At 63.4% G+C, this 22,703-nt stretch carries 20 protein-coding genes; 12 read left to right on the top strand and 8 right to left on the bottom strand.

What is annotated here, in order from left to right:
- Positions 1-28: 28 nt before the first annotated feature.
- Together O0879_RS04675 and O0879_RS04680 are read left to right on the top strand one after the other, a co-directional pair.
- Positions 29-1,360 (top strand): alpha/beta hydrolase, encoded by a 1,332-nt coding sequence (locus tag O0879_RS04675; RefSeq protein ID WP_289914978.1) that lies wholly within the window; start codon positions 29-31, stop codon positions 1,358-1,360.
- Positions 1,361-1,462: 102 nt separating this feature from the next.
- Positions 1,463-1,888 (top strand): transcriptional repressor, encoded by a 426-nt coding sequence (locus O0879_RS04680; RefSeq protein WP_034787417.1) that lies wholly within the window; start codon positions 1,463-1,465, stop codon positions 1,886-1,888.
- 12 nt (positions 1,889-1,900) lie between these two features.
- Here O0879_RS04680 and O0879_RS04685 read toward each other — a convergent pair whose 3' ends face one another.
- The 4 genes from O0879_RS04685 to zigA are packed head-to-tail and all read right to left on the bottom strand — an operon-like array spanning position 1,901 to position 5,499.
- Entirely contained in the window at positions 1,901-2,419 is a 519-nt protein-coding gene (locus O0879_RS04685) for a GNAT family N-acetyltransferase (RefSeq protein WP_289914979.1), read from the bottom strand.
- Between the two features lie 44 nt (positions 2,420-2,463).
- Entirely contained in the window at positions 2,464-3,252 is a 789-nt protein-coding gene (locus tag O0879_RS04690; protein WP_289914980.1) for a hypothetical protein, read from the bottom strand.
- A complete protein-coding gene (locus O0879_RS04695; RefSeq protein WP_289914981.1) occupies positions 3,249-4,253 on the bottom strand; it encodes a GTP-binding protein in 1,005 nt (334 codons plus the stop codon). The genes O0879_RS04690 and O0879_RS04695 overlap by 4 nt, the downstream gene beginning before the upstream one ends.
- A gap of 19 nt (positions 4,254-4,272) precedes the next feature.
- On the bottom strand, positions 4,273-5,499 hold the full coding sequence (gene zigA / locus O0879_RS04700) for a zinc metallochaperone GTPase ZigA (protein ID WP_289914982.1): 1,227 nt from the start codon (positions 5,497-5,499) through the stop codon (positions 4,273-4,275).
- A 450-nt stretch (positions 5,500-5,949) separates the two neighbouring features.
- On the opposite strand from zigA, the gene O0879_RS04705 reads away from it, so the two are divergent.
- From O0879_RS04705 to O0879_RS04730, 6 genes are all read left to right on the top strand, one after another.
- Positions 5,950-6,534: a hypothetical protein gene (locus tag O0879_RS04705; RefSeq protein WP_289914983.1), complete on the top strand. Its 585-nt coding sequence runs from the start codon at positions 5,950-5,952 to the stop codon at positions 6,532-6,534.
- Positions 6,535-6,624: 90 nt separating this feature from the next.
- Positions 6,625-7,671, top strand: a complete 1,047-nt coding sequence (locus tag O0879_RS04710; RefSeq protein WP_289914984.1) for a hypothetical protein — start codon at positions 6,625-6,627, stop codon at positions 7,669-7,671.
- A 96-nt stretch (positions 7,672-7,767) separates the two neighbouring features.
- Positions 7,768-9,864, top strand: coding sequence for a bifunctional 2',3'-cyclic-nucleotide 2'-phosphodiesterase/3'-nucleotidase (locus O0879_RS04715; protein WP_289914985.1), 2,097 nt, complete (start codon positions 7,768-7,770; stop codon positions 9,862-9,864).
- A 56-nt stretch (positions 9,865-9,920) separates the two neighbouring features.
- Entirely contained in the window at positions 9,921-10,613 is a 693-nt protein-coding gene (locus O0879_RS04720; protein WP_289897976.1) for a tetratricopeptide repeat protein, read from the top strand.
- A 128-nt stretch (positions 10,614-10,741) separates the two neighbouring features.
- Positions 10,742-11,005, top strand: coding sequence for a hypothetical protein (locus O0879_RS04725; RefSeq protein ID WP_289914986.1), 264 nt, complete (start codon positions 10,742-10,744; stop codon positions 11,003-11,005).
- 281 nt (positions 11,006-11,286) lie between these two features.
- Positions 11,287-12,726 carry a catalase gene (locus tag O0879_RS04730; RefSeq protein ID WP_289914987.1) on the top strand — a complete coding sequence of 480 codons (1,440 nt, stop codon included), beginning with the start codon at positions 11,287-11,289 and terminating at the stop codon, positions 12,724-12,726.
- 78 nt (positions 12,727-12,804) lie between these two features.
- Here O0879_RS04730 and O0879_RS04735 read toward each other — a convergent pair whose 3' ends face one another.
- Positions 12,805-13,137: a hypothetical protein gene (locus O0879_RS04735; protein ID WP_289914988.1), complete on the bottom strand. Its 333-nt coding sequence runs from the start codon at positions 13,135-13,137 to the stop codon at positions 12,805-12,807.
- 16 nt (positions 13,138-13,153) lie between these two features.
- Between O0879_RS04735 and O0879_RS04740 the strand changes: the two genes are divergently transcribed.
- Positions 13,154-13,339 (top strand): hypothetical protein, encoded by a 186-nt coding sequence (locus O0879_RS04740; protein ID WP_289914989.1) that lies wholly within the window; start codon positions 13,154-13,156, stop codon positions 13,337-13,339.
- 7 nt (positions 13,340-13,346) lie between these two features.
- Here O0879_RS04740 and O0879_RS04745 read toward each other — a convergent pair whose 3' ends face one another.
- A complete protein-coding gene (locus O0879_RS04745) occupies positions 13,347-14,525 on the bottom strand; it encodes a hypothetical protein (RefSeq protein ID WP_289905039.1) in 1,179 nt (392 codons plus the stop codon).
- Between the two features lie 284 nt (positions 14,526-14,809).
- Here O0879_RS04745 and O0879_RS04750 point away from each other — a divergent pair, with 284 nt between their 5' ends.
- The 3 genes from O0879_RS04750 to O0879_RS04760 are packed head-to-tail and all read left to right on the top strand — an operon-like array spanning position 14,810 to position 19,694.
- Positions 14,810-16,825 carry a serine protein kinase gene (locus O0879_RS04750; RefSeq protein WP_289914990.1) on the top strand — a complete coding sequence of 672 codons (2,016 nt, stop codon included), beginning with the start codon at positions 14,810-14,812 and terminating at the stop codon, positions 16,823-16,825.
- A gap of 2 nt (positions 16,826-16,827) precedes the next feature.
- Positions 16,828-18,129 carry a DUF444 family protein gene (locus O0879_RS04755; protein ID WP_289914991.1) on the top strand — a complete coding sequence of 434 codons (1,302 nt, stop codon included), beginning with the start codon at positions 16,828-16,830 and terminating at the stop codon, positions 18,127-18,129.
- The gene (locus tag O0879_RS04760) at positions 18,126-19,694 is read left to right on the top strand and encodes a SpoVR family protein (protein WP_289914994.1); all 1,569 of its coding nucleotides are present in this window, start codon (positions 18,126-18,128) and stop codon (positions 19,692-19,694) included. The genes O0879_RS04755 and O0879_RS04760 overlap by 4 nt, the downstream gene beginning before the upstream one ends.
- A gap of 298 nt (positions 19,695-19,992) precedes the next feature.
- Here the strand turns inward: O0879_RS04760 and O0879_RS04765 are convergent, their stop codons facing one another.
- Complete coding sequence (locus O0879_RS04765) at positions 19,993-21,312, bottom strand: SDR family oxidoreductase (protein ID WP_289914996.1); 1,320 nt, start codon at positions 21,310-21,312, stop codon at positions 19,993-19,995.
- Positions 21,312-22,634, bottom strand: coding sequence for a nucleotide sugar dehydrogenase (locus O0879_RS04770; RefSeq protein ID WP_289909857.1), 1,323 nt, complete (start codon positions 22,632-22,634; stop codon positions 21,312-21,314). The genes O0879_RS04765 and O0879_RS04770 overlap by 1 nt, the downstream gene beginning before the upstream one ends.
- Positions 22,635-22,703: the final 69 nt, after the last annotated feature.

Consider the following 22,703-nt stretch of genomic DNA (forward strand, 5'->3'; position numbering starts at 1 on the left):
CCAGATTGACCTGAAAGGCAGGTGGCGCATGGACTTGATCACTTCCGCCGTCGTGGCAGCCATCGGGCATGGCGCGCCCGGCCATGCTCCCGAAGCCGTCGCCAGCCACTATGAACGCCTCAAGCAAGCCATCGCCAAGTTCGACGGCGCCGCCGCCATCCTGGCCGCCATCGCCGCGCTGGAAACCGAACCTGCCGATACCCGGCTGCAACTGGCCCTGTCGGCCGCCCTGTCCGCCGCGAAAGTGCCGGACGACATGGAAACCCTGTTTGCCGCGCAAGGCTTGCTCGATGCGGTGCAGCCGCCGCTGCGTCCATTTCCCCCGTCGCCCGCCCCTGCCGACCAGGGCGCCGTCGTGTCGAACTATGCGGTGGTGAAAGTGTATTTCGCCACGGACCGCCAGCGCGACGTGGGCAAGCCGCCGGCCCAGCGCTTCAGCGGCGAACGCAACATCATGGGCGGCAATGGCCCCCTCAGCTATGGCAGCTGCGACATCAGCATTCCCCGCGACCACCGCATGGGGCAGCTGGAATCGCCGTCGCTGTGGCGCCTGGAGTTTCGCGACGACCCGGCCAAGCACGTGGTGCTGCTGTCGGCCGACGTGCAAGACCGCGGCAACTTCTTTGCCGCATTAAAAACGCAGATCCGCGCCTCGGCCGGCAAGAGCGCCTTTATCTTCGTGCATGGCTATAACCTGAGTTTCGAGGATGCGGCGCGGCGCACGGGACAGATGGCCTACGACCTGGGCTTTGACGGCGCGCCCGTGTTCTACAGCTGGCCGTCGCGCGGCGAGGTGGCAGGCTACACCATCGATGAAAACAATATCGAGTGGAGCACGCCCCATCTCGCCAACTTCCTGACCGACTTTCTTGCCAGCACGGAAGCGGCGCAAGTGTATCTGGTCGGACACAGCATGGGCAGCCGCGGCCTGGCGCGCGCCGTGGCCGACTTGCTGGCCGCGCAGCCGCAGCTGGCGCAAAAGATCACGGAAATCATCCTGTCTGCGCCCGATATCGACGCCGCCATCTTCAAGCACGATATCGCGCCGAAACTGGCTGGCGCGCGCAATCCCGTCACCCTGTATGCCTCGTCGCAAGACCTGGCCCTGGCCGCCTCGAAAGCCGTGCACGGCTACCCGCGCGCGGGCGACAGCGGCGCCGGCATGCTGATCGTGGCGGGCGTGGAAACCATCGACGCCACCGGGGTCGACACGAGTTTCATGAAGCACTCTTACTTTGCGGAAAAGCGCTCGGCCCTGTCCGACATGTTTTATCTGATACGCAACCAGGCGCGCGCCGACCAGCGTTTTCTCGACCCCGTCGATACGGTGGCCGGGCGCTATTGGACGTTCAAACCGTGACGCCGTTCCATCGAGTGCGGCACGCATGCTAAGATACGGCCCAGAGGGTGGCAAAGGCACGGCGATGACGCCGCCAGCCGATCCCCCGCAAGCAGGCCTATCATGTTGACATCATCTTCTACACCGCAAGCCGAATCGCTGATCCGCAACACCAACGCCCGCGTCACCAAGACGCGCGTGAAGGTGCTCGACTTTTTAATGGCGCAAAGCCGTTCGCTGACCCACCATGAAATCCAGCAAGCGCTGTCGCAGGACAGCGACATCGATTCCGTCACCCTGTACCGGGTGCTGGAATGGCTGACGGAAAATGAACTGGTGCACCGCATCGCGGGTGCCGACCAGGTGTGGCGCTTCAGCGCAGGCGCCGGCCACCAGGCGCACGAACACGCGCATTTCCAGTGCACGAAATGCGCGAACGTCACCTGCTTCAATGAAGTCAAACTGCCCCCGCCCGTGCTCTTGCCGGAAGGTTTCAGCGGCGGCGAAGTCGATTACCTGATCAAGGGCCTGTGCCCGCGCTGCAAGTAATCGGCGGCAGCATTACCTGATCAATAAAGCCAGGTGATGCTCGTCATAGAATAGCTCGCCCACGCGCATCGAGCGCGGTTCCGTGCCATACGCGATAAATCCCAGCGATTCATACAGCCCCAGGGCGGCATTGTTTTCCGCATTCACGCTCAAATGCACTTGCATGACGGCGGGGTCCGCTTCGGCCTGGGCGATGCAGGCGTTCACGAGGCGCCGCGCCACGCCCTTGCCCCGCTGCGCCACATCGACAAACACGCCCCACAGCAAGGCCTTGTGCGACAGTTGCCGCATGGATTCGCGCCGCAAGCCGGCAAGGCCGACCAGGCGTTCGCCATCGAAGGCGCCAAACGCCCGGTGCAGCGGGCTGTCGGCGATGCGCTGCACGTGTTCTTCGGGCGTGCGCGCCAGCTCATCCTCGCGCGAAGAAGAAAACGAGCTGGGCGAATCGAGGATGGCGCGCAGGCGCAGCGCGCAAAAGGCGGCGGTGTCGGCCGGCGTCAGCAGGCGGATGACGATTTCAGGTGCGGGCATGGTGGAATCCGGCAGTTTTTTTCCATTATACCCACGCCCCCGCCTCAGGCACGCACGCGGCGCAAACCCAGCAAGGTCCAGCCGTACAGGGCCGCCATCAGCAGCACCATGGCCGCGCCGAGGGCCGCCGTCCAGCTTTCCGGCAGCGACCAGGCCGGGTCGAGCTTGCCGGCGGCCATGTACGCGGCCATGGCCACGCAGATGGCGACGATGGGCCAGCCCAGGCGGCGCCGGAAGGCGCGCACGAGGTCAATCTGGCCGGTGCGCATGACTTTTGCCGTGACCCAGCCATCGAAGGTATCCGTCACGCCCATGCCGACGGCGAATACCAGGCCCGTGAGCAAGGCCGGCTGCATGCCGCCCAGCGCGACGGCCGCGTAGCCCCAGGCGGCGGCCTGCAGGGCCGTGTCGAAGACCAGCGCGAACAGCATGCCGACGAGAATGGCGGCGAGCGGCCCGGATGCGCCCCGCAGCCAGCGCGGCAGCAGCCGGCCGCGCACCTCGGCCAGCTGGGCGCCGGCCAGCAAGCTGCGCGCATTCAGGGCCGCAATCAGCAGCAGCAAGGCGATGGGCAGCCATTCCAGCCAGCCGAACACGGTTTCCGACGGTGAAAATTGCTGTGACGCCACGGCGGCCACGGCCACGATGGCCAGCACGGTGACGCCATGGCCCAGCGCAAACAGCGCGCCCATCCACGGCGTCCAGCGGGGCGCCGCGGCCTGGCTGCGCAGGGTCAGGCCGTCGACGGCGGCCAGGTGGTCCGGTTCCAGCCCATGCCGCATGCCCAGCAAAAAGATCAGCGCCAGGGCGGGCAAGCCCGCTTCCACGCTCACGCCGCCACCTCGGCGGGGCTGTCCGCCTTGGCCACGCAGCGGTCCAGGCCCCGAATCAGCATATCCTGCGGCAAGTCGCGGCCGATGAAGATCATCTTGCTGGCGCGCGTTTCCCCGTCGCCCCACGGCGCGCCCAGTTCCGAGCCCATCAGCATGTGCACGCCCTGGAAGACGGCGCGGCACGGCACGTCGGCCACGTACAGGATGCCCTTGTAGCGCATCAGTTGGCTGCCGAACAGCTGCACCACGGCATCGAGAAAATTTTCTACCTGCAGCAAATCGAGGGGCCGGGACTGGTGATAGACGAACGATTGCACGCCGTCGCCATGGCGGTGCCCCAATTCCCCCAGGAAATCCGGCTCCAGCTCGACGATGGCGTTCAAATTGAAACCGCGGATGTTCAGGATATCGCGCAAGGGCACATTGCCAAAGCGCACTTTCTGGATGCTGGCGCGGCCATTGATGGCGATCAAGCGCTGGCGCAGCGCGGCCAGCTCGTCTTTGCCGACGAGGTCCGTCTTCGACAGCAGGATGCGGTCGGCGAAGCCCACTTGCTCCTGCGCTTCCTTGTGCGCCGTCAATTGCTGCTGCGCATGACGCGCATCGACCACCGTCAAGATGGCGTCGAGCATGTAGTACTCGCTGACGGACGGTTCCGCAAAGAAGGTTTGCGCCACGGGGCCGGGCGCGGCCAGGCCCGTCGTTTCGATGATCACGTGGTCGAAAGCGATGGTGCCGGATTCGCGTTTGGCGTGCAGTTCGCCCAGGATGCGGATCAGGTCGCCGCGCACGCTGCAGCAGATGCAGCCATTGTTCATTTCCACGATCTGCTCGTCGCTGTCCTGCACCAGCAAGCCATGGTCGATGCTTTCGGCGGCGAATTCGTTTTCGATCACGGCGATGCGCACGCCGTGATCGCCCTGCAATATGCGCTTGAGCAAGGTGGTTTTCCCGCTGCCGAGAAAACCCGTGATGATGGTGACGGGGATCAATTCTGTCATATGTCTTTCCTCTCGATGGTTAATCTTCCAGTTCTTCCATGCGCTGCCACTGCGGAAACGGGTCCGGCAGCTTGCGCCAGGCGGCCATGCCCTGGCGCGTTTCCGTGTAGTTGAGTTGGCATTTCTTCAAGTCCGCCTCGATGGCGGCCTGGTCCATGTCCTGGCCGATGAAGACGAGCTCCTGGTAGCGGTCGCCATACGTTTCGCTCCAGCCCGCCTTGACTTCCGCCAGCGAGGCCGCATCCGTGGGCCAGCGCTCCTTCGGCACGGACGCCCACCACAGGCCCACGGGTTCGATATTCATCAGCTTGCCCGCGCCGGACAGGCTGGCCACCCATTCGGGCCGGCTGGCCAGCCAGAAATATCCCTTGCTGCGTACCACGCCCTTGATCGGCTGGGCAATGTAATCGTGCAGGCGCTGCGCGTGGAACGGCTCCTTGGCGCGGTAGACGAAGCTGCTGATGCCATACGTTTCCGTCTCCGGCGTGTGCACGCCGGCCAGTTCCTGGGCCCAACCCGGCATGCCGGCCGCCTGCTCCAGGTCGAACAAGTTCGTGCCCAGGATGGCGTCCAGCGGCACGACGGACTGGTTCGTTTCGATGATGCGCGCGCCGGGATTGAGGGCTTTTAAAATGGCCAGCACGCGCAGGCGCTCGTCCGCCGCGACCATGTCGACCTTGTTGAGGACGACGACATTGGCAAATTCGATCTGTTCCGTGAGCAAATTGGCCAGCTGGCGGTCGTCGCCCTCGCCCGCGATTTCGCCGCGCTGCTCCAGGCTGTCTTCGCTGTGGAAATCGTTGAGCAGGTTGGCGCAGTCGACCACGGTGACCATGCAGTCGATGCGCGCCACGTCGTTCAGGCTGTCGCCGTGCTCATCCTCGAAGTCGAAGGTGGCGGCCACGGGCATCGGTTCGCCCACGCCCGTCGATTCGATCAGCAGGTAATCGAAGCGGTCTTCCGCGGCCAGGCGCCGCACTTCCAGCAGCAAATCGTCGCGCAAGGTGCAGCAGATGCAGCCGTTCGACATTTCCACGAGTTTTTCTTCCGTGCGCGACAGGGCCGCGCCGGCCGCCGCCGCGCTGTCTTTCACCAGCGAAGCGTCGATATTGACTTCGCTCATGTCGTTGACGATGACGGCCACGCGCTTGCCTTCGCGGTTGCGCAGTATGTGGTTGAGCAAGGTGGTCTTGCCGGCGCCGAGAAAGCCGGACAGGACGGTGACAGGGAGTTTGCGCTGTGGCATGGGGATTCCTTAGGCTGGCTGAGTTGGCGAAGGTCGCACTAATGCAAATGAATTGCGTTTTCGAATTATAATGCAACCAACTTGCATTTGTCTGGCGATCTTTGCCTGCCACCGTGAAAAAGAGGAATCCATGCGCTACCAGCAGGATCAGTATCCCGGCCCTCGACGTGCTAGAGTGCGAACTCGTCGGCGATGCCATCGAAGTAAGCGCGTGGCGGCTGAACTGTTGTCGACAGCCCCTGGATGATGCGATGAAGACTGATTCTGCCCCCCGTGCAGACATACAGCCGTGCTTCTCAGCCGTGCGGCCGCGCGAGCATCACATCGGCTGGCTTCGATTTTATTAGCCCTTAGCAAGCCGCTCTTAAATATTTTATTCTCGCCTAGCCAATGAAAAAAATACTGATAATAAGCCTGCTCGCTCTCATCTCCATATATTCTTTTAAGAAAATGATTTACAACCCGTATATATGGAAACAAACCATTAACAGCCCTGAGCATAAATTGCAAATTGGAAGTTTTATTTTCAACAAAACAACAGGGGTTAATGGTGGAAGCCAAAGCATTCAAACGGATTATTACATTTTCAAAGTAATAGAGATCAATGGCGATCATGTTCGGCTTTCTGTGGTCAGGCAATTGTCGAAAAATAACACAATTTTACAATCCGACTTCTCGACCACAAAAGAGAATTTTGAATATTTAAAAAAACATATCAATAAAATTACAATTACAGGAATTTTGACAAAAGACTTATTCGTGGGAAATTATGAGCCATATACCGTGAATGATTATTTGCTAAAGAAGTATCCTTCATTGGAAAAATCAAGGTATTACTTCGAAGATATCCCTGAAGAGAAGAAAAATTTGCCGTTACCGACAGACAATAACAAACTACAGGATTATTTTAGTATAATCTATTCCAAAAAAGAAATTATTGAAAATGGCAAGCTTGCTCCCTGGGTTTTAAATAATAGCAATAATCCTGAATTGGCCAAAAGATCAGCAGAAGATATAGATTTGATACAAAATTAGATTTTGTCGCGCTTGATCAATTGTGCTTGCATGGCGCGTGAAGATACTCCATCTTGCCACAATTCAATTTTCACAATCACCAAGGAATCGATGTTCTTGCGCAACTCCATAAGGCTTCTTGCCGTACTTGTTTTGATGATGGGCAGCGCCATTGCCGCAGACATAAAAAAGCCGATCCAGCACTATCTTTACTTTAGTCACCGTGAACTGAACGGGGAAAACATCCGCTCGGATAAAGCGTTAAACGATGCCCGCTTCCGTGGCGCGCAAATCGTCTACACCTGGCGCAGCCTGGAGCCGCAACAGGACCGGTATGATTTTTCGGCGATCCGCCACGACATCGCCTTTCTCGATTCAATCGGCAAAAAACTGTGGATACAACTGCAGGAAAAATCCTTCACGCCGCGCCATAATGTGCCGGCCTATCTGCTCAGCGATCCTCGCTACCAGGGCGGCATCATCAAGCAAAGCATGCTCTCGGCGCCGGAGCGCGACCCGCACAAACCGGTGACGGATGATGAATACGGCTGGTCGCCAAAGATGTGGGAACAACCGGTGCGCGACCGTTACCAGCGCTTGATCCGGGCGCTGGGCCAGGAATTCGACGGAAAAATCGAGGGCATTAATTTCAGCGAAAGCTCGATCGACATCGGCGTCGAAGACGGTAAAGGAAATACGATTTTTCCCGATGATTTCAAGCCGCAACAGTATGTCGATGCCATCAAGGAAAACATGCGGGTGCTGGCCGGCGCCTTTCCTCACACCAATACCATGGTGTATTTGAATTTTTTGCCAGGTGAATGGCTTCCGTGGAGCGACAAGGGTTATATGCGCAGCGTGTTTGCGCAAGCGCAAACGCTGCAAATGGGCGTGGGCGGCCCCGACCTGATGCCGTATCGAAAAAGCCATATGGGCCAAAGCTACGGCTTCATCAAGGACTATCCGGCCGATCTGGTCAAAGGCATGGCCGTGCAAGACGGCAATCTGCGCCAGATCAATCCCCGCACCGGGAAAAAAAACTCGGTCGAGGATGTCCTCGACTTTGCCCGCAACTACCTGGGCCTGGACTATATTTTCTGGGTGGAGGATGAACCATACTTCAGCAATGAGGTGTTGATAAAGCTGCCGGCGCATTGATGCGCCGGCACGACGCCATGCGCCCTGCCACACTGTCATGGTGGCGTCATATGCCGGCGTTACAGTCGCGTCTTTTGAATCATTCTAAGGGCGGCAATGAAAACAAATTGGGTCATGCTGGCGGCGCTGGCAAGTGCAGGTCTCGTCGGTTGCAACGGCAGTTCGAACACGGCGCCGGCCATTCCAGAAGGCACGACGGTCACCGTCGCCTTGCTGGAAACCACGGACATCCACTCGAATGTCCTCAGCTATAACTATTACGCGCTGGCCGAAGACACGAGCCTGGGCCTGGAACGCACGTCGACCCTGATCCAGGCGGCGCGCGCGGAAAATCCGAACAACGTCTTGCTCGACGATGGCGACGTCATCCAGGGCACCTTGCTGGCCGACCTGCAAGCCGTGGCCGCACCCGTTCCGTGCAGCGGCACCTTGGCCGTGCACAAGGCCATGAACGCGCTGAAATACGATGCGGGCGGCATGGGCAACCACGAATTCAACTACGGCTTGCCTTACCTGAGCCAGATCACCAACACGGATTTCGGCATTCCCGGCGTGGCCAAGCCGACGGGCACGTGCGGCGCGCCGGCCTTCCCTTCCGTGCTGAGCAATGTCGTCGGCGTGTCCAGCGGCAAGCCGATTTTCCAGCCCTACACCCTGCTGCCCCGCGATTTCGCCGCCACGGCGCCCGACGGCAGCAAGCTGACCGTGAAAATCAATGTGGGCGTGCTGAGCTTTGTGCCGCCGCAAATCCTCGAATGGGATCAGAAAGTACTCGCTGGCAAAGTCAGCGTGACGGGTGTGCAGGAAGCGGCGAAACAATACGTGCCGGAATTGCGCAACAAGGGCGCCGACCTCGTCGTGGCCCTGTCGCACGGCGGCCTGGACACCAGCGCCTACAGCCCGAAGATGGAAAACGGCAGCTATCACTTGACCAGCACGGGCATCGATGCGCTGATGATCGGCCATTCTCACTTGATCTTCCCGAAAGGCAAGGAAGAAGGCGCAGCCGCCCTGGACGCCTCGTTTGCCGCCTTCCCCGCCAGCGCGAAGATCGACGCCGTCAACGGTTTCGTCAACGGCGTGCCTACCGTCATGGCGCAAAGCTGGGGCCGCCGTCTGGGCATCATCAAGCTGACCATGGCCTATCAGGGCGGCAAATGGGTGGTGCAGCCGGCCAAGACGACGGTGGAATCGCGCGGCTTCAAATACACCGATGGCAAGACCCTCGTGAAAGCCGACCCGGCCATCGCCCCGCTGGTGGCCACGGAGCACGCGGCCACCATCGCCTACGCCAAGCAACCGCTGGGCATCAGCACGGATTTCGAGATGTCCGCCTACTTCGCGCTGGTGGGCGACGTCAGCGCCATCCAGCTGGTGAACCAGGCGCAGCTCGATTACGTGAAAAATTTCATCGCCACCAGCACAGATGCCACCTTGTCCAGCTACAAGAACATCCCCGTCATTTCCTGCAGCGCGCCATTCAAGGCGGGCCGCAACGGGCCGTCGGACTTCACGGACGTGGCCGCTGGCGCTTCCCCTGCCGCGCCGGTCGGCTTGCAAGTGCGCAATCCGGGCGACCTGTATTTATATAGCAACAACAACCTGCAAGCCGTGAAGATCAAGGGCGCGGACTTGAAAGCGTGGCTGGAAACGTCGGCCAAACAATTCAACCAGATCGACCCGGCCAGCGGCGCCGAGCAAGACCTGGTGCCGTCGTATGGCACGATCTATAACTATGACGTGTTCTACGCGGAAAACAATGCACTGACATACCAGATCGACGTGACGAAAAAGCCGGGCAGCCGCATCGTCAACCTCACGTACAAGGGTGCGCCAGTGGCCGATGGCGATGACTTCATCGTCGCCACCAACGATTACCGCGCCGGTGGCGGCGGCGCCGTGCCGGGCATCGATGGCAGCAAGACCATCATCAAGTCGCCCGATGCGAACCAGGCCGTGGTCAGCAACTACCTGGCGTCGCTGAGCACCAAGGGCGGCAAGGTGACCCTGGCCAACAATGGCAGCGCGCGCAGCTGGAGCTTCGTCAAGACGGCCACGGCCGGTCCAGTGATCCTGCGCTCGGCGCCCGGCCATCTGGCGCTGGCGCAAGGCAGCGGCATCACCAACGTGGCGGCCGAAGGCGGACTCGACGCCAGCGGCTTTGCCAAGTACCGCATCGACCTGAGCAAATAAGGTCCGAGGGCCGGAACAAGCGCAGTTCCGGCCCGTTTTGATGAAAGCTGATCACAATGAAACACGCACTCTCCCTGCCCGCCGTCGTGCTGGCCTCCGTCCTGGCCGCTTGCCAGGCGTCGCCACCGCCCACGGCGGCGGAAATCGAAGCCGTCGCCATGCATGCGCGCCAGGCGGGCGACCACCAGGCCGAGCGCAAGGTGCGCAGCTGGGCCGGCAAGGACATGCCCGTCGCAGAGCGCGAACTGGCGCTGATTTACCAGCCCCGCGCCGAACGCCGTGCCGAGGCCTTGAGCCTGTTCGAACAGGCGGCCCGCGCGGGCGACACGGAAGCGGCCTTCGAGCTGGGCCAGATGCTGCGCGCGGCCACGCCGGCCCAGGCATGGCTGTGGTACCGCCAGGCGGCGCAGCAAGGCCACGCGAAGGCGGCCCTGATGCTGGGCTTGCTGGCCGCGAATGGCGAAGGCGTGCCGAAAGACCCCGTGACCGCCGCGCACTGGCTGGACAAGTCCAGCGAACTGGGCAATCCACACGCCATGTTCCTGCTGTACAACGCCTACCGCGAAGGCCGCGGCGTGCCGCGCGATCTGGCAAAAGGCCGCGAATTGCTGGAAGAAGCGGCCCACCACGAATACCCGCCCGCCATCCAGGAACTGGCCATGACGGTGCAAGCGGACGACGCCCTGCGCGCCGGCCACCTGATGAAGGAAGCGACGGAGCACCGGCACAATAACTGGAACAAGTTTTAAGCCAGGTCAAGGCCGGCCCATATTGCCAAATGGAATGCTTGCCGGTGGCATAAGCTTGCCTGGCACGGACAGCTGTTCGCGCACAACTTCATCGCGAGGCAGGCATGGCAGATCACCGGTTGGGCCCCATGACAAAGAGCGACTTGCAGTTCAGCTATCCGGATGGCCCGGCGGCGGGCGACGACCCGGCGCAGCGCGGCATCCCCGACAGCTCCCTGCTGAACCGCCACGAATGGTATGAAGTGCTGTACAGCTGCAACAGCTGGTCCGGCGGCAGCCTGGCCACGGCCTTGAAATGCGAACGCCTGATCCAGCGCCACTTGCCCGCCGACATACGCGGCCATGCCGCCGTGCTGACGTGGCTGCGGGCGAACTGGGCCAAATATCGCTGATACCGCCAATACATATCGCCAATACGTCGGAAAATCACGCTGCGCTTTGCGCCAGGTCAATCGTGTTGGGCTGGACAAGGCCGAGAGGCTATGATGGGCAAGCCGCTTCCCCGGACGTGGCGGGGCTGTTGCCGGCTCCGAAATGGATTACACTGAATTTGCTTTTTAGAAATTTGTTACTCTGGACCAGCCTCGGTGAGCACGTCGTACACGCTCAGCCCAGCCAGTGTTTGGGTAGGCCCTGGCTCGTCCGTTGACCTCCCCTATAAAGAAAGAGTCCAATGAAAAAGCTGACCACCGCCTTTGGCGCGCCCGTAGTCGACAACCAGAACATCCAGACGGCCGGCCCGCGCGGCCCCGCCCTGCTGCAAGATGTGTGGTTCCTGGAAAAGCTGGCCCACTTCGACCGCGAAGTCATTCCCGAGCGCCGCATGCATGCCAAGGGTTCCGGCGCGCATGGCACGTTCACCGTCACGCACGACATCACGCGCTACACGCGGGCGAAAATCTTTGGCGAAGTGGGCAAGCAAACGCCGATGTTCGCGCGCTTTTCCACGGTGGCGGGCGAACGGGGGGCGGCGGACGCGGAACGCGATATCCGCGGCTTCGCCCTGAAGTTTTATACGGAAGAAGGCAACTGGGACCTGGTCGGCAACAACACGCCCGTGTTTTTCATGCGCGACCCCTTGAAATTCCCCGATTTGAATCACGCCATCAAGCGCGACCCGCGCACGGGCTTGCGCAGCGCCAACAGCAACTGGGATTTCTGGACCTCGCTGCCGGAAGCCCTGCACCAGGTGACGGTGGTGATGAGCGACCGGGGCTTGCCGCGCAGCTTCCGCCACATGCACGGCTTCGGCAGCCATACCTTCAGCTTCCTGAATGCGCAAAACGAGCGTTTCTGGGTCAAGTTCACCTTTAAAACCCAGCAAGGCATCCAGAACCTGACGGATGCCGAAGCGGAGGAACTGGTGGGCAAGGACCGCGAAAGTTCGCACCGCGACCTGTATGAAAGCATCGAAAACAAGGATTTCCCCCGCTGGACCCTGTACGTGCAGATCATGCCGGAAAAAGAGGCAGGCACGTATCACCTCAACCCGTTCGACCTGTCGAAAGTGTGGCCGCACGGCGACTATCCGCTGATCGAGGTGGGCGTGCTGGAACTGAACCGCAATGCCGACAACCATTTCGCAGAAGTGGAACAAGCGGCCTTCAATCCGGCCAACGTGGTGCCCGGCATCAGCTTTTCGCCGGACAAGATGCTGCAAGGCCGCCTGTTCTCGTATGGCGACGCGCAGCGCTACCGCCTCGGCGTCAACCACAGCCATATCCCCGTCAACGCGCCGAAATGCCCGTTCCACAGCTATCACCGCGACGGCCAGATGCGGGTCGACGGCAACCAGGGGGGGACCTTGGGCTATGAACCGAACAGCGAGCAGGAATGGGCCGAACAGCCCGATTTCCGCGAGCCGCCGCTCAGCATCGAAGGCGCGGCCGACCACTGGAACCACCGCGTCGACGAAGATTACTATTCGCAGCCGCGCGCCCTGTTCCGCTTGATGACCGCGGCGCAGCAGCAAGCCTTGTTCGACAATACGGCGCGCGCCATCTCGGGCGCCTCGGAACAAGTCAAGCAACGCCACATCGGCAACTGCACCCTGTGCGACCCCGCCTATGGCGCGGGCGTGGCCGCAGCGATCGGTCGCCTGAGCCCAGGCTGACAGTAAACACGGAAGGCCTGGCGACAGGCCTTCCGCCGCCATCTGCGGCCTGATGCCCCCACTGCCAGTCCCGCTGGTCTAGCGCTGCTGGATATCGATCTGGCCCGTGATGCTCGTTTCCACCGGATAACCCTCGACCTGCAACGGCACGCGCCGCTTGACGGACGAGTCGCGCAGGTACACGACGAGCGCTTCCTTGCCCACGGCCGTCTGCCCCAGGCTGACGCCTTCCACGCCGTCGATGGCCATCAGCGCCCGCTCGTTGCGCCGCCGGGCCGCTTCCAGGCGGCCGTGCGGCGCGGCCTGGGCATGCTGTCCCGGGCCCTGTCCAGGAGGGGCATCCGGCAAGTACGGCATGGCGGCGTCCTCGAAGACGGCATATGGCGATTGTGCGAACTTACTGTTTGACATGACACACCCTCCTGATATGACAAACCCTCCCGATGCCTTGCATGATACACCCGGCCAACCGGCGCTGCAGCACGCTTCGCCGGCCAAGACCATGCGCGACAGCCGCCCTTGCGCAAGACTTGAGCAAGACTTGAGCAAGATCGTCATCGTGCAAAAAACAGCGTCAGGCAAGGCGGCGCGGGGCCGCCTTGCCTGCTCCTAAAGCGTGCTCAAGTGTACAAATTGATGTCGAGCGCCACCACCACGCGCCGCATCTGGTTGGCAAACGTGATGTTGCCGCCGCCGGCAAACAGCAGGCCGACGGGATTGCGCTGCTGGTTCCAGGTCCAGATGGACGAGCCGGAATCGCCGCCCGCGCTGAACGCCCCGCTGACGCCCGTGATGGCGATCTGGTCCTGGAACAGGGCGATCCGGCCGCCGCCGTAATTGACGTTGATGGTGGCGCCCAGGCCCGTGATGCGGCCCTGCGTCAATTGCGTCGTGCGGCCGGACTTGCCGACCATCATGCCCAGTGCGGGCGCCACGAGCGCATTGCTGATGCGGAAGTACGCGGGCACGCCGCCGCTCAGGTAGACCAGTTCGGGACGCACCCTGTCTGGCCAGGCCCAGCCGGTGGCGCAATCGACAAAGTTGACGCCGCCGCTGAAATTGATGGGCACGAAACGCTCGAGCACGGCCACCTGGTCTTGCGGGCAGCGGCCGCCGTCGATGGGGCCAGGCTGCACGATGCAATCGTTGAACACGCCGCCGTTGGAATTGGCCAGCACGTGATTATTGCTAAGAATCATCAGGCGGCTGTTGCGCGGCGCGCTGCGCCCCACGGCCAGGCAGCCGATGGTCCCGGCCGTGATGCGGAAATGCCCGACCGACACGCCGCCCGGCGCGGGGCGCAGGCGAAAACGGTGGGGCTGCGCATCGATCACGCCCGTGACGACGATGTTGACGGGCACCTTGTCGCTGGCCACGGCGCGCACGCCCATGGCCCCCACGATGGCGGCCTTGGCGCGGTCGACGGAAGTGGGCTCGGCCACGTACAGGGTCAGGGCCGGCAAGCCCGGCTCGCCGGACGAGCTGTCGCTGGCGCCCTCGCCCAGGCCGATGGACACGCCCTGGATATTGCCGCTGTCGCTGAAGGCGTCGGCCGCGCGCGCGCCACCCGCTTGCGCGATGCTTTGCCGCATGCCGTCCTCGATGCTGCGCTTGATTTCCAGCAATTCCATGCTGACGCCGCTCAGGGCGTCGGGCACATCCGCAACGGACGCGCTCTCGATCGTATTGTCGTCTTCGCCGGGGACGGAAAACTGGCCGACGGCCTCTTCATCGTCCGCGCTCTGTCCCCTGCCGCTGCTGCCGGGCGGGGCGCTGAAACCATTCTCGTTGCCTATCATCGTGTTCTCCTCGTGGGTCGCCGCAAGCTTCCAGTGTGGACGGGCTGCGCGGGCCGGTATTGATCTGGATTGAACCGCGCGGATGCCTGGCCGCCCTGCCCCAATGGGGGCCAGCGAGTGCAAAAATAGTTCCCTCGTCAAGGTTGAGCGGGATCAGGCGTGCGGGCAGAGGCGCCGCCGTATACTTGGCCGACAGGCTGGAACCGGGCCTGCTCCACGGCAGCAACGCCAGCAACAGCAAGGATGGGGAAACAATGACGAGCCCTGCAATAACGAGCCCTGGTATGACACGCCAATCCGACGACGCCCCTGCGGTAGCGGCCTCAGCCGGCGCCAATACAGCCGCCGACAATACGACGGACGCCGGTGGCGCGGCCCAGCATGCGGGTTTCGTGCACGGCATGGCGGCCTGGGCGGAAAAACACCGCATCACGCCCTGGCGCGGCAGTTTTGCCGACTTCCTCGAGCAAATCCTGCCCGGCCGCGCCGCCCTGCTGACGCGCAGCGCGCACCAGTACCTGTGGGACATGATGCGCTGGAATGGCCAGACCGACGGCAACGGGCGCTTCCGCTGCCGCCTGTTCGACGACGAGCTGTTCGGCATCGACGAGGCGATCGACCGGGTCGCCGCCTACTTCAAGGCGGCCGCCGCCGGCTCCGAAGTGGGCCGCCGCATGTTGCTGTTGCTGGGCCCGCCATCGGGCGGCAAGTCGACCATGGTGATCCTGCTCAAGCGGGGCCTGGAAGAATACAGCCACAGCAGCGAAGGCGCGCTGTACGGCATCGCCGGCTGTCCCGTGCACGAATCGCCGCTGCACCTGGTGCCGCACAGCATGCGCGCCGACTTTCGCGCCAGCTATGATGCCGAGCTGCAGGGCGAACTGTGCCCACATTGCCGCGCCCGCCTGGAAGAGCAGTATGCGGGCGACTTCCTGCGCATGCCCGTCGAGCGCATCCATTTGTCCGAGGCGGGCCGCTGCGGCATCGGCACGTATGCGCCGCACGATCCCACGACGGCCGACCTGGCCGACCTGGTCGGTTCCGTCGACCTGTCGAAAGTGGCGCAATACGGCGACGAAGGCGATCCGCGCGCCTGGTCGTGGTCCGGCGCCGTGTACGCGGCCAGCCGCGGCATGCTGGAAATGATCGAAATCCTCAAGGTCAAGCGGGAATTCCTCTACTTGCTGCTGACCTTGACGCAGGAAAAGAATGTCAAGGTGTCGCGCTTCCCCCTGATCTACCTCGATGAAACCATTCTCGCGCACACGAATCTGGCCGAATTCCGCAAATTCCTGCAAGAGAGCGAAAACGAGGCGCTGCTCGACCGCATGGTCATCGTGCAAGTGCCCTATACGCTCAATTACCGCGAGGAAGCGCGCATCTACCGCAAGCTGATCCTCGCGGCCGCGCCCGCCTTCCGCGACGTGCACCTCGATCCGCACCTGCTGCATGCGGCGGCCGTGTTTGCCATCCTCAGCCGCATGCCCGAGGGCGAGGACAAGGAGGCCGAGCTGGTCAAGAAACTGCGCATCTACGCGAACGAAGATGTCGACGACTTGCAGCCGGCCGACCTGCGCCGCATGCGCGAGCGCGACAAGTCGCCCGACGAAGGCCTGTCGGGCGTGTCGCCCCGCTTCGTCATCAATGCCCTGTCGCATGCCATCATTTCCGCCCAGCGCAACAGCCTGTCCACCATGGACGTGCTGCTGGCCCTGAAAGACGGCATCGAAAACGATGCGCGCATCGAACCGCGGCGCAAGCGCAAATGGGTCGATTACCTGGTGCTCACGCGCAAGGATTTCTATAACCGCTGGGTCAAGGCCGACGTGCACAAGGCCTTGTTCGTATCATTCGAGCAAGAAGCGCAAGACTTGCTGAACAAATATCTCGATGAAGTCGAAGCCATGCTCGACAACCGCCAGATCCAAGATCCCATCACCAGCGAAGAGCGCCGTCCCGACGAGCGCTTCCTGCGCGCAGTGGAAGAGAAAATCCACATCAGCGACTCGGGCAAGCAATCCTTCCGGCAAGAAGTGGTGCGCAAGGCCATGAGCGCCTTCAAGCGGGGCGAAGCGTTTGGCCTGGCCAGCCATGCGCCATTGCACGACGCCATCCAGCAATACCTGTTCGAACAGCGGCGCGACGTGCTGCGCCTCGTCGGCTCGGCCAAGCGGCCCGACGACGACGTGCGGGCCAGGATCTCCGCCGTCGAGCAGCGCCTGGTCGACGAATATGGCTATGACGCCCATAGCGCGCGCGAAGCGCTCAACTACGTGACCACCTTGCTGGCGCAGGAATAGCCATGGCCGCCACCACGACGCCAGCCAGCAGCACACAGGATGCCCATCCGGCCTGGGGGGATTCCACGGACCCCGCAGGCACGGCGAACCCCGCCGCCACGGCCGGTTCCGCCGGTTCCGCCGGCGCGGCGGCGGCGGGTGGCGCGCCAGCCCTGGCCCAGCCCTGGTACGCGCTGTTCTCGCGCGGCGCGCGCGACTGGCTGCGCCACAACCAGAAAGTGCGCGAAGCCGTGCAGGCGCACTTGCCCGAGCTGGTCGCCACGCCCGACCTGATCGGCGGGCCGCAGCAGCGCACGGTGCAAGTGCCCATGCGCCTGCTCGAACATGCGCGTTTCCGCCTCGCGCCCGCGCGCAGCAGCTTGGGCGCGGGCCAGGGGGACGGCCAGCCCGGCGATATCCTGCGCCCGGCCCGGCCCGCCGCCACGGGCGGCGCCGGCACGCAAGGTGACGGCGGCGATGGCGAGGGGGCCGTGCGCCTGCTGCTGGAGTTTCCCATCGACGACATACTCGACTGGCTGTGGGACGCCTTCGAATTGCCGCACCTGACGCCACGCCACTTGGGCGCCATCGACGACGTGCAGCTCGTGCGTAGCGGCCTGGACCGGCATGGCGCCCGTTCGCGGCTGGACCGGCGGCGCACCGTCAAGGAAGCCATCAAGCGGCGCGCCCTGCAAGCGCAGCCAGTGCCCTTCACCAATGAGGACTTGCGCTACCGCCAGGTGCTGCCGCAACCCCGGCCCAGCACGAACGCCGTCGTGTTTTTCGTGCTGGATGTGTCGGCCAGCATGGCGCAGCCCGAACGCAAGCTGGCCAAATCGTTCTTTTTCTTTGCCTTGCAAGGCTTGCGCCGCAGGTATGCGCGCGTGGAGACGCGCTTTATCGCCCATACGACGCGGGCCTGGGAATTTTCCGAAGCCGAGTTCTTCCAGGTCAATGGCATGGGCGGCACCATGGCTTCCACCGCATTTCGCCTGAGCCGCGAATTGCTGCAGGAACACTACGCGCCGGGCCGCTACAACGCCTATCTGTTCTACGCCTCCGATGGCGAAAATTTCAGCGAAGACCGGGGGCCGGCCAGCGCGGCCCTGGGCGAACTGGCCGTCTTGCTTAACTATATGGGCTATGTGGAAACCGTGCCCGGCGTGCCGCGCAGCCTGGAAACTGAAATGCACAGCTTGTTCGCCGAGCAGGAACGGCGCGGCTCGCCCTTGCACAGCAGCATCCTCGGCAAGAGCGACGACGTGTGGGAAGCCATCCGCACCTTTTTCCGGCACGAGGCGGCCGATACGGAGGATGCGGCATGATGCGGCATGACGCCCCGCGCCACGCCAACACGGCCAATATGGCCGATATGGCCGATACGGCGAACACGGCGAACACAATTGGCCTGGACGGCTACGCGGCGCGCATCGAAGCGCTGGCGCGGCAACTGGGGCTGGCGTTCGCCCCCGTCGAGTTCGAGCTGGTGCCGGACAGTTTCATGGCCGAAATCGCCATCTATGGCTTGCCCGTGCGCATGCGCCACTGGTCGTTCGGCGTGCGCTACATCCACCAGCTCGTGCATCAAAAGATGGGCAACTCGCACATGTTCGAAGTCATGTTTCCTGGCGACCCTTGCCATGCCTACATGGCCGAACACAATTCCGTGGCGGAAAACACCCTCGTCACGGCCCACGTGCTGGGCCACGCCGATTTCGCCAGCCGCAATGCCCTGTTCCTGCGTTTCGGCGCCATGGCGGGCCAGCACATCCTGGAACAGAGCGCGGCGCGGGCGCAACGTCTTGAAATGGCGCTGCAACGCCATGGGCAGGAACAGGTGGAAGCCGTGCTCGACGCGGCACTGGCGCTGGAGCAGCACGTGGACATCCACGCCGAGCTGCACCGCCCGCCCTATGCCGCGCTGTCCGGACCGGCCGGTGTCGCCGGCAGGCGTGGCGGCGCCGGAGGAGACGATCCGTTTGCACGACGCTACCGGCGCCTGCCCGGCGAAGCGGCCGCGCTGGCGGCGCGCGAGACGGCACGGGCCCGCGTGACGCAGCGCCCGCTCCTGCCGCCGCAGCCCGAGTACGATTTACTATGGTTCATCGCGCAACATGGGCCGGACCTGGCCGACTGGGAACGCGATATTTTCCTGGCCGTGCGCGAAGAGTCGTTTTACTTCTATCCCGTGTACGCCTGCCAGATCATGAACGAGGGCTGGGCCTCGTACTGGCATGCGCGGCTGCTGCGCGAAGCGGATTTCCTGCCGCCGGCCCTGTACCTGGCCGCCCTCAAGTCGCACTCGGACGTGGTGCGTCCATATGCGGGCGAGCACCAGCAGGCGCTGGCCGTCAATCCCTATCACCTGGGCTTTTGCATGTGGGAACACATCATCGAACGCGAAGGACTGGCTCGGGCGCGCCAGATTTGCCGCGACGACGATGACTGCAGTTTTATTCGCAACTATCTGGATGCCGAACTGGCTGACCGCCTGGGCCTGTTCGTGCATGAAAGCCGCCGCGACGGCGAAACGCGCCTGGCCAGCCGCGACTTGCGGGTCATCCGCGAAGCCATCCTGGCGCCCAAATACAACTATGGCGCACCGTGCATCGCCGTCACCCTGCTCAACGACGACGGCAGCCTGGTGCTGCGCCATGACCACCTGCGCGATGGGCGCGGCCTCGACCTGGAGCGGGCGGAACAGGTACTGGCGTACATCGCCCGCGTCTGGCGCCGTCCCGTCACCCTGCATACGGCCGACTTTCGGGGCTCGCCCCGGGTATTGCGCAGCAAGAGCGACGGCGTACCCGAGCCGCCCGCGCCGACAGCGTCATCAACAACGTCAGCAGCAACGTCAGCAACGCCGACAGCGCCGCCCACGCAACGCTGAATGCCAGGCACCGGGCACCAATCGGTCTGGCGGTCTCGCGGCCGGGCGGCAGGCGGACGGACGGATAGCGAGCCTGCGCATCTGGCATGAGCATCTGGTAGACATATCTGGTATGGGTATCTGGTGTGGGTATCGGGTATGTGTATCGGGTATGTGTATCTGTATCTGATATGTATGTCAGCATGCATATCTGGCAATGAAAACATGCGAATGGCCAGTGCCGGACACGCACGCCGCAGGCCGCCTGCGTGCGCACCACAGGTGCGGCCGGCACGTGCCTGCCTGGCCGGCGTGTTTTTCAAGCCCCGTCCGCCTGCGCCACATACCAGGCGATGGTGTGCCGCAAGCCTTGCGCCAGGTCGTGCGTGGGCGCATAGCCGAGCAAGCGGGCCGCCTTGGCGATGTCCGCCTGCGAATGGCGCACGTCGCCGGCGCGAAACTCGCCGTACTGCGGCGCCTGCGGCACGTGTTGCGGGCGGGCGGCAAGCAGCATCTGCTGCATGGTGGCGTGCAGCTGCGTCAGGCTGGTGCGGGCGTTGACGGCCACGTTGTAGACCTGGTTGACGGCCGCCGGGTCGGTACCGGTGGCGGCGAGGATATTCGCTTGCACGGCGTTGTGCACGAAGCAAAAGTCGCGGCTGGTGGCGCCGTCGCCGTGGATGTGCACGGTCTCGTTGTCCAGCATGGCGGCGATCCAGCGGGGAATGACGGCAGCGTAGGCGCCCAGCGGGTCCTGGCGCGGACCGAAGACATTGAAGTAGCGCAGCCCCACCGTCTGCATGGCGTAGCAGCGCGCGTACACTTGCGCATACAGTTCATTGACATATTTGCTCAGGGCATATGGCGACAGGGGCGCGCCGATGTGTTGTTCCACTTTCGGCAAGTCCGGATGGTCGCCGTACGTGGCGCTGGAAGCGGCATACACGAAGCGCCGCACGCCCGCCTCGCGCGCGGCGGCCAGCATGTTCAGGAAGCCGCTGACATTGACGGCGTGGCAAAGCAGCGGGTCTTCCAGCGAACGGGAGACGGAACCGAGCGCCGCCTGGTGCAGCACATAGTCGACGGCAACGCCGTCACCGGCGCCGGGACCGTCCGGATCGTCCGGATCTGCACGGCCGTCCGGAGGTTCGCTGCCGCCGTCGCTTGCACCGGCGGCATGACCAGCATGGCGCCCGGCATGACCGGCATGAGCGGCGCCGATGCTGGCGATGTCGGCACCTGCACCTGCGACGCCGCCAGCGCCTGCCACGCCAGCGCTTGCCCCGCACGCGCGCGCGCACGCCTGCGGGTCGCGGATGTCGCCTTCGATGAAGGTGAAGCGCCGCCACGCTTGCTCGCCCACGCTGGCGCGCACCTGCTCCAGGTTGTGGCGGTGGCCCGTCATGAAATTATCGAGGCCGCGCACTTCCTGCCCCAGGTTCAGCAGGGTTTCCAGCAAGTGCGAACCGATGAAGCCGGCCACGCCCGTCACCAGCCAGCGGCGCGGCGCTTGCGCCAGCCGTTCGCAGGCCAGCGCGTACGCGCCGGCAGCCGGGCCGCCAGCGAGAACGCCAGTGCGAGCGCCAGCGGGGGCGCCTTGCGCCGCGCCCGCCGCCCGATCGAAGGCACCGGCCGCCATCACAGCCGCCACACGTGCAAGCCGCCGTCTTCCAGCGGACGGGGGTCGAAATGCGATTTAATGTCGATGAAGCAACCGTTTTCCAGCACCTTGGCCTGGAAATCCGCCAGCGGCCGCGCCAGCAGGGCCTGGTGCGAGACGGCGCTGATGATGGCCTCGGCCCGCGGCAACTGCTCCCAGCGTTCCAGGGTCAGGCCGTATTCTTCCAGCGCTTCGCGGCCATCGGCCACCGGGTCGTGCACGTGCACCTGCACGCCGTACGATTGCAGTTCGTGGATCATGTCGACCACTTTCGAGTTGCGCAAGTCCGGGCAATTTTCCTTGAAGGTCAGGCCCAGCACGTTCACGTGCGCTCCCTTCAGCTTGAAACCTGCCCGCACCATTTCCTTGATGGTCTTTTCCGCCACGAACTTGGCCATGCCGTCGTTGATGCGGCGCCCGGCCAGGATCACGTGCGGGTGGTAGCCCAGCATTTCCGCCTTGTGCGTCAGATAATAAGGGTCGACGCCGATGCAGTGGCCGCCCACCAGGCCGGGACGGAACGGCAGGAAATTCCATTTCGTGCCCGCCGCCTGCAGCACTTCCAGCGTGTCGATGCCGATGCGGTCAAAGATGATGGCCAGCTCGTTCATCAGCGCGATATTCAGGTCGCGCTGCGTGTTTTCGATCACCTTGGCCGCCTCGGCCACGCGGATGCTGGACGCCCGGTGCACGCCCGCCTCGACCACGCCTTCATACAGGGCGGCCACCTTGTCGAGGGTGGCGGCGTCGTCGCCCGAGACCACCTTGCGGATGCTGTGCAGGGTATGGTCGCGGTCGCCCGGGTTGATGCGCTCGGGCGAAAAGCCCACGTGGAAGTCTTCCTTCCAGCGCAGGCCCGAATGCTGTTCCAGGAGGGGGATGCAGATTTCCTCGGTGGCGCCCGGATACACGGTGGACTCGTAGATGACGATGGCGCCGCGCCGCATGTGCCGGCCGACGGCCGCGCTGGCACCGGCCAGGGCCGAGAAATCGGGATTGTGCGCGCTGTCGACGGGCGTGGGCACGGCCACGACGATGAAATCGGCCAGTTGCAGCTCGGCCGGATCGCAGCCGACGCTCAGCCCTTGCGCCGCCAGCAACTGTTCATGGCTGACTTCGCCCGTCGGGTCGATGTGGCGCCGGTAGCTTTCTACCTTGCGTGCCGACAAGTCAAAGCCTATCGTGCGCTGGCGCATGCCGAATGCCACGGCCAGCTGCAAGCCCACATAACCGAGCCCCACCACCGCCACCACGCCCGCCTTGCCATCCACCTTGCTATCCGCCTTGCTGTCCATATGCATGTGCTCCGAAGGGTTGCGGCCTGAGCATCGCCGTCCGGGAAATTCTACGGTTGCCGGTCCGGCCATTCT

The organism is Janthinobacterium sp. SUN120 (genome assembly GCF_030397735.1).
In the GTDB taxonomy this organism is placed as follows: domain Bacteria; phylum Pseudomonadota; class Gammaproteobacteria; order Burkholderiales; family Burkholderiaceae_D; genus Janthinobacterium; species Janthinobacterium kumbetense.